Raw genomic sequence first — 15011 nt, forward strand, 5'->3', positions numbered from 1 at the left:
GGGCTTGACCACGGTATGACACTGTACATATGGTCTATAAGCCGGATTCTGTAAGGACTATAGAGCGGTTAAGCTATTTCATCCATTGCAGTTATTTATCTGGGATAAATGTTACCATTTACCTCAAGCAATCCACCCGCGTTACAACCGGTTAGAGATGCCCGGGAACATGAAGTTCTGTAACGCCTATTTGATTTTGCTCCTGGCGGGGTTTTCCATGCGTAGTTTGTTACCAATCTACCGGTGCGCTCTTACCGCACCTTTTCACCCTTACCGAAAAAATCGGCGGTTTATTTTCTGTGGCACTATCCCTTAGGTGTTCTACCTCGCTGGGCGTTACCCAGCACCATATCTCTATAGAGTCCGGACTTTCCTCGTGAAATTCGGAAGAATTTAAACACGCAACTGCACGACCGTGTTAATTATGCTAAATTTTCCCCTTTTAGTCAATGATATTTAAAAAAAAATTTTATTCAGTAAATTCATATATTCTTAATTTATTATTGCGGCTATTTCCCTCATACTATATTATAAAATAGTTATAATTATTTTTGCTATATGAATAAATTAATTTACTATTTCGGGACTAGCGGCAGCGACGGTAATGCCGGCATGAAAAATATACTCGGTAATAAAGGCGCAGGGCTTGCCGAGATGTCTAATTTAAATCTTCCTATTCCCGATGGCTTTACTATTACTACCGAACTTTGTAATTATTTTTATAACCATAATCATAGTTTTCCTAAAAATTTCAGCAGTGAATTAAAAAAGGCTATTAAAAAGCTTGAGATAACTACCGGTAAAATTTTCGGCGATAGTAAGAATCCTTTATTATTATCGGTACGCTCAGGCTCAACAATTTCCATGCCCGGTATGATGGATACCATTCTCAACCTTGGTATGAACGATGAAGTTTGCACCGCACTTGCTATTTCTAGCAATGATAAACGTTTTGCCCTTGATAGTTATAAACGGTTTTTGGAAATGTACGGCTCGACCGTGTTATTTATACAAGCTGATTTATTTGATCAAATATACGAAGCGCATAAGATTCAAGCCAATATTTATAGAGATAACGATGTTACGATAGAAATTTTAGAAAAAATAATCGAAGATTTTAAAAAGATAATTATAAAATATACCGGTCAATTAATTAGCGATCCTTACAGCCAGCTAGAAGCAGCAATTAAAGCGGTCTTGCAATCATGGATGAGCAATAGAGCGGTAATATATAGAAGAATTCATAATATCAGTGAAACATTCGGTACCGCTATCAATATCCAATCTATGGTTTTCGGTAATTTAGGTGATAATTCGGCAACGGGTGTAGCGTTTACTCGCTCCCCTTCTACCGGTGAAAAAGGAATCTTCGGAGAATTTTTAATAAATGCGCAAGGCGAAGATATCGTATCCGGTACACGTACCCCCTTCCCTATCGTTTCAAAGGGTATAGGTTCAACTCCTTCGATGCAGATAGTAAAGCCGGAAATATTTGCCGAATTAGAAGAAATTTGTAAAAAACTAGAATTACATTATCTTGATATGCAAGATATAGAATTTACTATAGAAAATAATAAGTTGTATATTTTACAAACTCGCAGTGCCAAAAGAACTGCGCTTGCAAGTATTAAAATTGCCGTGCAGATGGTTCAAGAAAAATTAATTTCTAAAGATCAAGCTATAATGCGCATCGATCCTGAATCACTAAACCAGCTGCTGCATACAAGAATTGATTATAGTCAAAATCTTACTGCTATAACCGAGGGCTTACCGGCTTCCCCCGGAGCTGCGACGGGTATTGTGGTTTTTTCTCCTTATGACGCCGAAAAAATGTCTCATCACCATAAAGTAATTTTAGTTCGGCATGATACTAGCCCCGAAGATATCAACGGCATGCATGTCTCAAGCGGAATTTTAACCGTTAGAGGCGGCATGACCTCACACGCGGCGGTGGTTGCAAGAGGTATGGGGAAACCCTGTGTTTGCGGTACGAATAATTTAATAATAGACGAGAAAAATCAATTATTAAAAGCAGGCGGTATAACTATTAAACAAGGTGAAATGATAACAATAGACGGTGGAACCGGCAAAGTTTTTTTAGGGGCAGTGCCGTTAATTCAGCCGGTTTTTACCGAAGAATCGGAATTAATTTTAACTTGGGCTGATGAGATAAGTCATTTAAAAGTTCGAGCTAATGCCGAAACCGTCCTGGATGCGGCAGTATCTCTAAAATTCGGCGCTAGAGGAATAGGGTTATGCCGCACCGAACATATGTTTTTTGATAAAAATAAGATTCCGTTAGTTAGGGAAATGATTATTGCCCCTGACATAGAAAGAAGAAAACACGCAATAGATAAGCTATTACCTTTGCAGATTGAGGATTTTAAGGCATTATTTCGTATTATGCAAGGTAAACCGATAAATATTAGGTTACTCGATCCGCCTTTACATGAATTTTTACCGACAACCGAATTTGACAAACAAAATTTAGCGGATAATTTAAATTTACCGTTATCTTTAATTCATCAACGTTTGCATGCGATGCATGAAACAAACCCTATGCTTGGGCATCGTGGCTGCCGTTTAGGTATCTCATCGCCGGAGATTTATCAGATGCAAATAGAAGCAATTTTTACGGCTATGTATGAATTACACCGCGCAGAAAATATAGATTGCATTTTAGAATTAATGATTCCCTTAATTAGCAATGTTAATGAGATAAAAAAATTAAAATCTTATATCTACGAAATAGTGAATGACCTACAAAATCGCTATAAATATAAATTTTCTTTCATAATCGGTACCATGATTGAACTACCGAGAGCCGCTTTAAATAGCAGAGAAATAGCCAAGGAAGTCGATTATTTTAGTTTTGGTACTAACGATTTAACTCAAACTACTTATGGTATTTCACGCGATGACGTAGCTTCATTTTTTCCGTATTATCTAGAAGAAAAGATTTTTGATTTTGATCCTTTCACTATTTTAGACGAAGAAGGAGTCGGAGAACTAATAGGGATTTCTATAAAACGTGGAAAAGCTAGTAAAGCTAGTTTAAAACTCGGTGCTTGCGGAGAGCATGCAGGCAACCCGGCGTCCATAGATTTTTTTCATCGAATGAAATTAGATTATATTTCCTGCTCCCCTTACCGTATCCCCATCGCACGAATAGCTGCTGCACAAGCAAAAATTAAACATAATTAATTTCAATTAAGGTAAAAGTTAATTTAGATTAACTTTTACCTTGTTTCTTTTAAAAATAGTATTATATTATCATCCAATTTTTCTAATGAGATTGGCGTTGTCGCATGGCTCTAAAAAAGTGTCGTATGTCATTCCCGCAAAAGCGGGGTGTTGTTGCATGGCTCGAAAATTAATAAAAAACTCGTCATTGCGAAGCCACGAAGTGGCTGCGGCAATCCAGGCTATCCCGAATGTAATGAGGGATTTAATTAGAATACTAAACAAGTTTAGTATAAAAATATGTTTAACTGGATTGCCGCGTCGGCATAAATGCCTCCTCGCAATGACGATTCCGGTAGCCATGCAACAACGCCCAAAAGCGGGGATATAGGCTTTTTTTTGTCATGCTGAACTTGTTTCAGTATCTATTGAAAAAGATCCTGAAATAAATTTAGGATGACTATTAATTTTCTGGATTCCCGCCTGAGCGGGAATGACATCGAAAATTCGAGCCATGCAACAACGCCAATGAGATTTATAAATTAGAAAAATATATTTAGATAAGTTAAAAAGGAAAAATAACTATGGTCATTACAAACAAAGAAAAATACATAAATAAACCTATATCCTCTAGCTTAAAAGAAGAAAATACTTTTCCCTATCCTTCTGCTCCCTCTTACAATCCTCTTTATTCACCTCATCCTAACACTTATACGGTACTTTCTGATATTTTAGCGATATTATCCGATAGTTTCGATCAGTACCATATATTACCTCCTATATTAGAACGGTGCTTAGGAGATACAACATTTGATTGGGATCAAAAAAACCTAGAAGGATCATCTATTATTAAACAATTAGTAAAAACTGATTGTTCTGTATCATTACTAAAAAAAGTTTTAGACAAAGTTGATAATAAAAGTGATTTATATGAAGCACTAATAAATACAGATAATTCTATCGCAATTAAGTTGTTAGCTTCAAAAATATTAAATTCTAATGAAATAAGTCCTTATGAACATTATGCCTACGAACAACTAAAACATGACAAATTAGATTCTAGTATTTATAAAGATATACTAGCTCTTACTCCTGAAAAATATCTTGATTATGTTTTAAATTTAAAAAGTAACTCTCATTTAAAAGCTAAAGACATATATCAACTACAAAAAGATATATTAAAAATATGTTCCAAAGATAACGCGATTAATAAAACTATTCTTGATAAATTAGTAAAAAATGAGGATTCAAAATTACTAGAAAAGTTTTTAGAGATTCAAAAAGATATAGGAAAAACATCTTTAGAAGATAGCGTTAAGAATACAGATAATTATCATTTAGTTAAACCGTTAATCTCAAAAATATTCAAGGAGCATCACTCTGAAATAACCCCTTTAGAGGAGAAGGCACTTACCGCTTATTATAACTTCACAAAGGCAAAAGATCAGAATAATATAAACATGATGGTTCACTCTACACGTAAAATGACTGATAATCTTAGCAAGTTTTATATGAGTAGTAAAAAACATAATGAAGCTCAGTTAATAAATCCATTTATTAACAAAATGAAAGAGGAGTTAAAATCATCAATTGCAGGAGATGATATACCGTTAAGTAAAAAATCTTCAAAGAACTTAATAAAAATATTAGATGTTAATAATGATTCGGTAGTGATTAATAAGTTGATAAGTAAAAATCAGCATAGCGAAAAACACCTTATCAAGAAACTTTCTTCAGATTCTGAGAGTTATGAAGATGCACTTAATAAATTTATTTATATCAAGGATACAGATAAGATAGACTCAAGTAATAATGACGCTAACTATTATTCTTATTGTCAAAATATATTTGAAAATACCTGGGATAGTATACAAACTATAGGAGAAAACGTAGCATGGTATAGCAAATTCTTATCTTTTTAGAGTTGACTTTTAACCCCAACTATGGATAAGAATTATCCATAATTCGCGTTACTTTAACCTTAGCATCAGGGGGGCGGATATAAAGAGGTTCTATAGAATCGTTTATATCTTGCCCTGTATTGAGCTTGGCAGCTACATATTTACAAATAATTGATGCCTTGACTCCGGCAAAACGCGGTAGGATTATTAAATTCAGTAAATGCTTAATTTTAGAGTAAATAAATTCTGCACCGCTACCGGCGCAAACTATATTACCTTTTTCTTGTGCTAACAGATTAATAGCAAAATCATAATCTATTAGCACCGGCTTACTTGCCTCACCGATTTTGTTAAAAACTTGGCTATATAATTGCCCCCGATAAGCATTTAAGAATATGTATATCTTATCATAATCTTTAACCTGCTCTATTGCCCTAAAATAAGCAAATTCAAAATTACTTACCGCCACCCTATTGATTTTTGTACCGAATAAAATACCTTTAGCCACTGCCAAACCGATTCTAATACCCGTGAAGCTTCCCGGTCCGTTAGTTACGGCTAAATAATCAATATCATCATAGGTGCATTTACCGCTTTTAAGAACGTCTTCTATCATCGGTAAGATAGTTTCTGCTTGTCTAGAAGGCGAAAGCTCTTCTTGATAAGCTAAGATAGTTTCATTGTCCGAAAGTGCCACGGAAGCGCTATTATTTGCCGTATCAAATGCTAAAATTTTCATTATTTTATATTTAAATTGTGTAGTATAACATAATCAACTCAGCTCCATTTGCATACAAGGCGCGAGGAGCGAAGCCTATAAATTAATAGGCGAGCCGACGAGCAAGGATGTAGGCGAGTGGGGATCAGTTGATTATGTAATCAATAAAAGCCTGCCGTGCATAAGGCTGCTGATTATTATAAAAGAAATATCTATTAAAAAAATAAGTGGTTAAAGTTAGGGCTTGTTTTTTTTCGGATAAAGTAATTTCATGATTGCTTAAAGTTAGAAATCTTGGTAAAATCAATAGCTTATCGTGATAAGGTAATCCTATTTCCTCACATAACGCTCGCCCTGATTTGGGAGAAACGTAACTTAAATTGCTTGTTACCTTGGTAACTGCACACTTATCAAGCACTAGTTCATAACCCGCTTCGGCTAGCATCGCAAGCTCAAAATTAATATAATTCCGGAAACAAAAATTTTCTGTTAATTTCCCCAAATATTCTACCAGAAAAGTAAAAAAATTAGGATGGCTTTCTCGCTCATGAAAGGCAAGTTTAATTAAAGAGATAACAGAATTGAAAGCATAAAGCTTAGCTTTATTACTTAATAATAAACCGCTATAAGCTTTAATAAGCTCGCCCCTTGCTAGCCCTATATGCTCATGTAACCTTGCCTGCCAAAAAAAGTCTATAATATTTCCTTCTTGATATATCGCTTTAGTTTTTTTAGACGATTCTTTAGTGAATCCTGAATATAACCCATGATTTTCAGTAAAAACCGTAAGAATAAAAGAATTTTCTTTTAAAGGTTTTTTAGCAATTATTATTCCTATGTCTTTGAAGTTCATATATTTTTATTGCTTCAGCTGAATTACCGGTATATGTTATATCTTTATAGTTAAGCTTAATTGCCGTAAATAATGCCGGATGATTATCTTCTACATTTACAATGATTTTTACAATTTTCTCTAAAAATTCTTTAGTTAATTGCTTAAACATATAATCAACAACTAACATCCCATAATATTTCGTGCTACCGGCCTTATTTGTTAATATAATTGGAGCATCACAAGACAATAAAAAATTCCTAGCATCCTCTAGATTTTCTATTTCATAAACTACCGGCTGTTGTGTATTCATAATAAGCCCTTATGTCATTCCTGCAAGGAGTGAGCGTTGTTGCATGGATCGAAAATTGCTATATTTTGGGTATTCTTTAAAAGTACCGCGATGTCATGCCGTGGCTTGACCACGGCATCCAGTCAGGCTTTTTAATTTTTTCTGGATACCGTGGTCAAGCCACGGTATGACAAGTTTTAAGCGATTTTAACCATCCATGCAACAAAGCCTACAGCATTGTTGCGTGACTCTAAAAAAGTGCCGTATGTCATTCCTGCTGCCCTTTATGTCATTCCTGCGAAGGCAGGAATCCAGAAAAATAATGGTCATGCTGAACTTGTTTCAGCATCTATTGAAAAATATCCTGAAATAAATTCAGGATGACTATTAATTTTCTAGATTCCCGCCTGCGCGGGAATGACATAGAACATGCTTTAACCTATCCACGCAACAACAATTCTTGAAAGACGAGCAGTATATATTATTTTATTATCTCTTTTAACTCTCTTAAATGAGTAACAGAAGAAATAAAATCATATTGTAAATTTTCTAACTTAGAGCAAATAATTTTATTAAATCCAAGCTTGACGGCTTCTTTTATTCTAGCATTGGCTTGGGATGTTTTTCTTATTTCTCCGGATAAACCTATTTCCCCGAAAAATACGCTCTGCTCCGGTACCGCTATATTCGTTGCGGCTGAAATTAATGCGGCAGCTACCGCTAAATCCGAAGCCGGTTCGGTAATTTTAAGACCTCCCGCAACGCTTAAATACACTTCATGAGCAGATAAATTAAGCCCTATTCTACTACTAAGCACCGCTAAAATCATCGATAACCGATTTAAATCCCATCCAACGGCGGAACGCCTAGGAGTAACCATATTTGAAGGCACGATTAACGCTTGAACTTCCGTAAGTAGCGGTCTTGATCCTTCAAGACCCGCAAAAATTGCAATGCCGGTTACGTTTTTATCGCGTTTCATTAAAAATAATTCAGACGGGTTAGATACTTCCGTCAAACCCGTACTACTCATCTCAAAAACACCAATCTCCCCTACTCCGCCGAAACGATTTTTATAGGAACGTAAAATACGAAAATGGTTATTATGATCTCCTTCAAAATATAATACCGTATCTACCAAATGCTCTAATATTTTAGGACCCGCAAGTTGCCCGTCTTTCGTTACGTGACAACTAAGCAGCAGAATAATATTATTTTGCTTAGCATAATTTACTAGTTCGTAAGCGCAAGCACGAATTTGAGAAACAGTACCGGGCGGGGAAGATAATTCTTTTGTTGAAATGGTTTGGATAGAATCGATAACTACTAAATCAATATTTTCTTTATTTGCCTCAATGGTTGAAATAATATCTTCTAAATTAGTAGCAGCTAAAATATTTGTTTCTTTATTTACTAGCTCTAGCCTTAAAGCCCGGAGTTTTATTTGATCAAGCGATTCCTCACCTGTGATATATAAGCAATTGATATTTATAGGAAATGAGCTGGCGACCAACTGCAATAACAAAGTTGATTTACCGATTCCGGGATCACCGCCGATTAAAATAGCGGAACCGGTAACAAGCCCGCCGCCGAGAACTCTATTTAATTCGTGGATAGGTGTCGGGATACGTAATTGCTCGATCGCAACGCTTGAGAGTTTTTCTATATTTTGTTTACTACCGGCTTTTACAAGCGCTTTATTTGAGCTTACTATTTCTTCGAGAATTGTTCCCCATACTCCGCAATCAAAACACTGACCTGACCATTTAAGGCTAACATTACCGCAATTTGAGCATGTATAGTGTTTTTTTTCTTTGCTCATACTTTATATATGTATTCTTATGTTAGTGTCATTACTGCGAGGCGTTGTTAGGTGGATAGGTTAAGCGTGTTCAATGTCATTCCCGTGAAAACGGGAATCCAGGCTTTCTTTTGTCATGCTGAACTTGATTCAGCATCTAATTAAGGATATCCTGAAATAAATTCAGCATGACTCTATAATTTTTCCGGATTCCCGTTTTCACGGGAATGACATCATCTTTTAGACATTTCTCATTTCACGCAACCGTAACATAAGTATACCTTAAAACAAGTAACTTACTCTTACCATATACCTTATCTTTAATTATTTCTACATCTTTATCTAATAGGTAATTATCGGTTTTAGACATTTCAATAACTATAATAGAGCCGTTTTTTAACCAGTTATTTTTTATGAGTTCCTTCATTACTTTAGGCACTATATTATTGTAATATGGAGGATCAATAAAAACGAGGTCAAAAACTTTATTAGCTTTGGGTAGAATTAAAGCATTTATATTAACAAAATAAGCTTTATCCGACTCTCCTAACGTTTTAGCAAATTCTTTCGCCACTTTCAGACATTCAAGATTTGCATCGATCAAGGTAATAGTTCCGACGCCTCTCGATAAAGCTTCAAAAGCGAGGCTACCGCTACCGGAAAATAGGTCTAAAACATTAATGTTATTTTCAAATAATTTATAGTCAATAAATTCTCCGGAGCTTAAGATACTAAATAATGCTTCACGAAACTTGCCGGTAGAGGGTCTGTATTTCGCTTTTTCTAAAGTAGGTATTACTAGATTTTTATACTTACCGGCTATAATTTTTAACACTTATTTTGCCTTGACTTTTCCGGGATTTTTACTGTTACTAATAACTTTTTGCGTATGTTCTCCAACAACTGCTCTTTTATCTATTTTAATATCTTCTTTCTTACTCTTCACCTTAGGAGGCAAAACATTATGTTGCCGTAATATTGCTGCTTGTTTAGATTTATCAATATTATTCTCAACCTTGTTTAGATTATTTGCTTTTGCTTTTTCATTTTCTTTAGCATAATTCTGTCGTGCTTGCTGTGCTTCTTTTACTTTTTCATCAATATCTTCAGGCGGCGGCGAGATATATTTATCTATAGTTGCACTTAAATTTTTAGAAGCTTCTTTTTAATTTAAGTAAAGGTTTTTGAGTGATTTTATATGTAGCAATTGCAGCTCCCGTGCCAACTATAGCACCTCCTGCAGCTAAAGCAATTGCAGCTGTGGTTCCAATTCCTGTTACAGCAAGTATAGGCAATACGGCAAATGGAGCAGCTGCTACTGCGAGTCCCACTACCACCGCAACTGCTACCAATGCTTTTTTACTTGCCAGGAGATTTGTAATGCTACTAATTCCTTCCGTAGCTCCTTTACCGATTTTAGTACAAAATTGTCCGATAGTAGATTTTAAAAACCAACCGCTTTGTTCTCGAGCATGAATTTTATCTTTCAATGCGCTTATTTCATTAATTTCTGCTAAATTTTTAGTGCCGTTTGCATTATGATATTCTACCTGACCTTTTGCAACTCCCTTAGTATCATGTAGTTGCGTCCCGTCATCTATTTGCGCTCTATCAAAGTCTGCCGCTTCTTTATTAATTCCGCCTAAATTTGTTCCTTTAAGATTAGCTCGTCGAAGATTAGCTTCTTTAAATATAGATTCTGTAGCGTCTGCGCACTGTAGATTTACGTTTTCTAATACTGCCTTAGTAAAATCACCTTTTGATATAACTGCTCTTTCCGCAATAAGATTTTTCAAATTAGCTTCTCGAGCTTGTATATTTGCGGCAATTGCATCCGAAATATTTAAACCTTCTGCATTCGCCTTAGTCAAAATAGCATTACTTAGGTTACTAAATTGTGCGCTTGCGTTTTCAAGAGTTGCTCCGGTAAGATCGGCAAATGCAAGATTTGCTTGATCAAGTAAAGCTTTTTCCATAGGAGCGTTAACCAATTTAACCCTCTCCATAACAGCCTTTCTAAAATCTGCTTCCTCTAAAGATAACATCTCATTAAACTCTGCATCGCTAAAGTAAGATTCCCTTGCAACAACGCCTTTCATGTTACAGTCAGTAAATTTTACTCCTAAAGCGTGTGCATTATCTATAAAAGCTTTTTCAAAATTTGAAGAAATTATAGTAGCTTGATCTAACAATCCTTTAGTTAAGGTTGTTTCTCGCATTTTTACATCTTGCATATCGGCATAAGCAAGAGATATCCCTGTAAGGTTAGATTGATTCCATTCTGTATCTTTAACAGTTACTTTTTGGGCATCGGCATTAATCATTATAGTCGCATTAAAATTACTATTACTAATCTCTGACTGCGATAAATTCACTTTCGGCATATAAGCACGAGACATATCACTATCTTTAATGATACTTCCTTTTAAATCGGCAAAAAGAAATTTAGTATCACTAGCTAAAACTTTTTCAAATAATGCTTCTTGCAAATTTGCTCCTTCAAAATTTGCCGCTCTCATATCGCAATTAATGATTTTAGTATTTTCTAAGTTAGCACCGACAAATAAAGCTTTCCTAAGGTCAAGATTTTTAAGCTCTCTGCCGGCTAAATTTATGTCTGAAAGATCGGGAATTATATTTAAGTCCGCCGATAATTTTTTTTCCTTTCTAATAAATTCTATCAGAGATAATTTATCTTCATGCTTTGCAGCTTCTTTTAAATATGTTTCAAACTCTTCTTCTGTTAATTTTATCGAAGTTTTTAAAGCGCTTCTCTCTTGTGCATTTGAGCCTATACCGTAAGAGTGGTCTGTTTGAACGGGTATATTTTCATCTAATAATTGCTTAAAAATTGTATCAATATTATTGCCGCAAAACATTCTAAGATTATCGGAGGCAAATATTTCAGTTTCTAATATATTTGCTTCTTTTTGTAATTTTTCTATTGCTAATAAATTCTTTTGACGAGCTTCCTTAATATTTTCTTCACTATTCCAAAATCTATTAGCAAATGCCGTCAAAATACCCGGATTGTCTAAATTTTGTCGTAACGCTTTTAAGTCGTCTTTTTTTTCTTCTAACTCTTTTTGTTTTGCAGTTAAATCCTTTTCATTTTTTATATCTTTATCTATATATTTATTTAATTTTTCAATATCAGAAAAAGCTACTTTTATGCCGTTAATTTTTTCAGATAAATTATTGATTTCTAAAGTTTCTTCATTAATATCCGTATAATTGAAATCTGTATAATGAAGATTTGCGCCTCTTAAATCGGTATTAATAAACTGACACTCATTAAATTTTGTGTTCATTAAATCAGTATCGCATAAAACTGCATCAGTAAAATTACAGTTAGTAAATATAGCTTCCTTTAATATTACTCCTTGTAAATCGGCATTTGTAAGATTTAAATCATTTATTTCTTGGTTAGCTAAATTGGCAACAATAATTTTATTATTATCTTCTTTATAATATTTATCTTTTATAAAATCATTAAAAGGAATATTATTATTTTCTTTTAAGTAATCGATATAGTCTTTTAAATCTTGAGTATTGCATGAGTGAGAAGTAAGCAGTAGAGAACTGGGCATAATTTACCTAAAAATTTACTTAATTAAATAGCCTTCAATAAAAAGTATAAAATATTACATAACTTGTAAACTTTTTATATATTTTACTTCCTTATACTCCCCGGCTTTAAGATTATCCAGTGTAAAATTCCCATATTGAGTTCGGATTAAACGATTAACTTTTAAACCGAAATATTCAAATATTTTTCTAATTTCACGATTTTTTCCTTCAGTTAAAACTACTTCAAACCATGAATTAGTTGTGCTTTCCTGAATTAGCTTTATTGATTCCGGATTATAATATATACCGTTAATTTTTATATTGCGGTAATTACCATTTAATAAAGACTGAGGGTTTCCGTAAGCTCTTACCTTATATATACGCTTTATTTTATTTGCAGGCAATTCAAATTGCCTTGCTAAATCACCGCTATTAGTGAGCAATAACAATCCTTCACTATTTAAATCTAATCTACCTACTGAAATTACACGAGGCAAACCGACCAATTCTTCAAATACTGTTTTTCGAGCTAACGGGTCTTTATGAGTGGTAATTAAACCTACAGGCTTATAATATATCCAAAGCCTTGTTCCTTGCTGCTGATTTATTAATGTTCCTGATACTTCAATTTGATTGTCATCGTTAACATTTGTTGCAGGATATACAATTATAGAACCGTCAACTTTTACCTTACCTGCAATGATTAATCCTTCTGCATCGCGCCGAGAACACACTCCGGAATTACTAATTGCTTTGGCTAGTCTTTGCATATGATTTAGAGATTCATTTGAAGAGTTATAATTTGATGTTATTATTGCTGCGTGGATACCCCAAACGTCATTGCGAGCGGGCATTGTTGCGTGACCTCGTCATTGCGAGGAGATGCGATAGCATCGACGCGGCAATCTAGTTAAATAAATTTTTATACTAAACTTGCCACCTATATAAATTTTTTGGTATTCTAATTAAATCCCTCATTACATTCGGGATAGCCTGGATGGCCACGACGCCAAGAAGCGTCTCGCCATGACGGTTGGGGTATCCACGCCGCCACGGTATGGCACCATACCTATCATATCCTTCTATCAGTTTTATTTTGAAATTTTAAAGCTTCACTTTTATTTACATTAAGAAATAATTCAAAATCTTTACTATTAAATTTAAATTTAGCGATATTTTCATTATAGGATTTATTTTTATCAAATCTTGCATCTTTATTTTTATCGATAGCAAGTAATTTTATAAAATCTTCTTTTATTTTATCCGGAGTAGTAGCATCATTTAATCCATGAATCAAAGTTTTTAATGAGTTTGTATCGGCTTTTAAAGTATTATTGCGGCTAAGTGCTGCAACTATTACATATTCTTTAAGCTTTGTTTGCAATTCTTCAGGTGATAATGCTCCGGGTTTACAAAAAGATAATAACATCTTTGCTTTATCCTCTTGATTTTCAATAATACCGTCTTGCCATTTTGAAGGTTTTTGTTCATTTGAGGGAATTATCATCTCTAATAATTTCGTCCCAAAAGTCTTATTCAAGTTTTTATTGTTATAAGCCTCATAAACATTTAATAAAAATTTTTGATGCTCAAATGTTTTATCGGCTTCTTTACCTAATTGATGGTTATCTAAATACTCTCTAGTTTGACAATATCCTTTGATATGTAAATAATCGGCATATTTTTGTGCATCGTTAAAGTCAAGGGTATCTACTCCCTTGGTATTCAAAACTACGGTATTTAAAGCATTTTCACGTAATTGTTCATTAGTCTCTTTTAAAGTTTCGGTATATTTAAATTTTCCACTAACTCTTGCAAGAGTTTTAAACAGTATGTCAGCTAAAAACTTTACAACTTCACTTGGATTTCCAAATTTTTTAGCACTATATATAGCAATATTTGCATCGGCTTCCATACCGCTACCAAAAGCCATAGCTAAGGTTCTTCCTTGTTTTTTTGCTAAGGTAATTTCCTCCATATCATCGCTTACGTCTTTTATGTCAAACTTCGGTTCATTTCCGGAGAAATATTTTGTCGGTATATTATCCCTATAACCGCCGTCAACATATAACTTATCGTCAATTTCTACCGGTTCAAAAACTAATGGAATCGAGGCGGAAGCACGGCACGCTAAAGCAATTTCAACATTCGGAGTATCAAAACTATTAAAAATAGTTAACTCGCCGGTATCTTTTTGAACTGCGGTAACGACTAAATCTTTATATTGCACAGGGTCATATTGTCGCAGTAATGCTATATCCTTAAAATATATTTTTCCTTGATTTTGGTATCTTTCTCGTAGCTCATCAAGTGCTTTATCATCTGCTACATTTACGATATCCGATCTTTGCAAAAAATTTCCTATATTTTCTTTGATCGTACTCTCTAACAGATCATATAAGGGTTTACCGTCTTTATTTATCTGAATCGGTCCGGCAGAAAATCCTTTTTTCCCAAGTAATGACTGCATGTTAGTATTTTTAGAAATTTCTTCAAATTTTTCGGGGGTTGTACCGGTAGCAGCAAGTGCTGCGGTTATAGCACCGGCAGAAGAACCGGCAACGGCTTTAACTTCGTCAAATATTCCTGATTCTTTTGCAGCTGCATAAGCACCTGAATATATTGCACCTTTAGCCCCGCCGCCGCTAAAAGCTATATATTCAATAGGGTTTTGCTGCGCGTCTTGCATTTCTTTGATTTTAGACATGACTTAT

Annotated in this window: 11 protein-coding genes, 1 other RNA gene and 1 pseudogene; 4 read left to right on the plus strand and 9 right to left on the minus strand. The window is 34.4% G+C overall.

What is annotated here, in order from left to right:
• Positions 1-21: 21 nt before the first annotated feature.
• An RNA gene (rnpB, locus tag AAGD64_RS05600) (RNase P RNA component class A) lies at positions 22-421 on the minus strand.
• 137 nt (positions 422-558) lie between these two features.
• On the opposite strand from rnpB, the gene ppdK reads away from it, so the two are divergent.
• The 3 genes from ppdK (at position 559) to AAGD64_RS05615 (ending at position 5105) form a co-directional block, all read left to right on the plus strand.
• The gene (ppdK, locus tag AAGD64_RS05605; RefSeq protein ID WP_341792684.1) at positions 559-3204 is read left to right on the plus strand and encodes a pyruvate, phosphate dikinase; all 2646 of its coding nucleotides are present in this window, start codon (positions 559-561) and stop codon (positions 3202-3204) included.
• 157 nt (positions 3205-3361) lie between these two features.
• Positions 3362-3574, plus strand: coding sequence for a hypothetical protein (locus tag AAGD64_RS05610; RefSeq protein WP_341792685.1), 213 nt, complete (start codon positions 3362-3364; stop codon positions 3572-3574).
• 193 nt (positions 3575-3767) lie between these two features.
• Positions 3768-5105: a hypothetical protein gene (locus AAGD64_RS05615; protein WP_341792686.1), complete on the plus strand. Its 1338-nt coding sequence runs from the start codon at positions 3768-3770 to the stop codon at positions 5103-5105.
• A gap of 19 nt (positions 5106-5124) precedes the next feature.
• On the opposite strand, the gene tsaB is transcribed toward AAGD64_RS05615, so the two are convergent.
• The 3 genes from tsaB to AAGD64_RS05630 form a co-directional block, all read right to left on the minus strand.
• Positions 5125-5823 carry a tRNA (adenosine(37)-N6)-threonylcarbamoyltransferase complex dimerization subunit type 1 TsaB gene (gene tsaB, locus AAGD64_RS05620; protein ID WP_341792687.1) on the minus strand — a complete coding sequence of 233 codons (699 nt, stop codon included), beginning with the start codon at positions 5821-5823 and terminating at the stop codon, positions 5125-5127.
• 124 nt (positions 5824-5947) lie between these two features.
• Entirely contained in the window at positions 5948-6655 is a 708-nt protein-coding gene (gene recO, locus AAGD64_RS05625) for a DNA repair protein RecO (protein ID WP_341792688.1), read from the minus strand.
• A complete protein-coding gene (locus AAGD64_RS05630; RefSeq protein ID WP_341792689.1) occupies positions 6621-6947 on the minus strand; it encodes a hypothetical protein in 327 nt (108 codons plus the stop codon). The genes recO and AAGD64_RS05630 overlap by 35 nt, the downstream gene beginning before the upstream one ends.
• A gap of 219 nt (positions 6948-7166) precedes the next feature.
• On the opposite strand from AAGD64_RS05630, the gene AAGD64_RS05635 reads away from it, so the two are divergent.
• Positions 7167-7310, plus strand: coding sequence for a hypothetical protein (locus AAGD64_RS05635; protein WP_341792690.1), 144 nt, complete (start codon positions 7167-7169; stop codon positions 7308-7310).
• A gap of 97 nt (positions 7311-7407) precedes the next feature.
• Here AAGD64_RS05635 and radA read toward each other — a convergent pair whose 3' ends face one another.
• The 5 genes and pseudogenes from radA to AAGD64_RS05660 all read right to left on the minus strand — a co-directional run bounded on the left by radA (position 7408) and on the right by AAGD64_RS05660 (position 15004).
• Positions 7408-8748: a DNA repair protein RadA gene (gene radA, locus AAGD64_RS05640; RefSeq protein ID WP_341792691.1), complete on the minus strand. Its 1341-nt coding sequence runs from the start codon at positions 8746-8748 to the stop codon at positions 7408-7410.
• Positions 8749-8983: 235 nt separating this feature from the next.
• Positions 8984-9562 (minus strand): 16S rRNA (guanine(966)-N(2))-methyltransferase RsmD, encoded by a 579-nt coding sequence (gene rsmD / locus AAGD64_RS05645; protein WP_341792692.1) that lies wholly within the window; start codon positions 9560-9562, stop codon positions 8984-8986.
• 571 nt (positions 9563-10133) lie between these two features.
• Positions 10134-12317: pseudogene (locus AAGD64_RS05650) on the minus strand (pentapeptide repeat-containing protein); the annotation flags it as partial.
• A 54-nt stretch (positions 12318-12371) separates the two neighbouring features.
• A complete protein-coding gene (locus tag AAGD64_RS05655) occupies positions 12372-13067 on the minus strand; it encodes a pseudouridine synthase (protein WP_341792694.1) in 696 nt (231 codons plus the stop codon).
• Positions 13068-13369: 302 nt separating this feature from the next.
• Entirely contained in the window at positions 13370-15004 is a 1635-nt protein-coding gene (locus AAGD64_RS05660) for a patatin-like phospholipase family protein (RefSeq protein ID WP_341792695.1), read from the minus strand.
• Between the last annotated feature and the right edge of the window lie 7 nt (positions 15005-15011).

Source organism: Rickettsia endosymbiont of Ceutorhynchus obstrictus, from assembly GCF_964026565.1.
GTDB lineage: Bacteria > Pseudomonadota > Alphaproteobacteria > Rickettsiales > Rickettsiaceae > Rickettsia.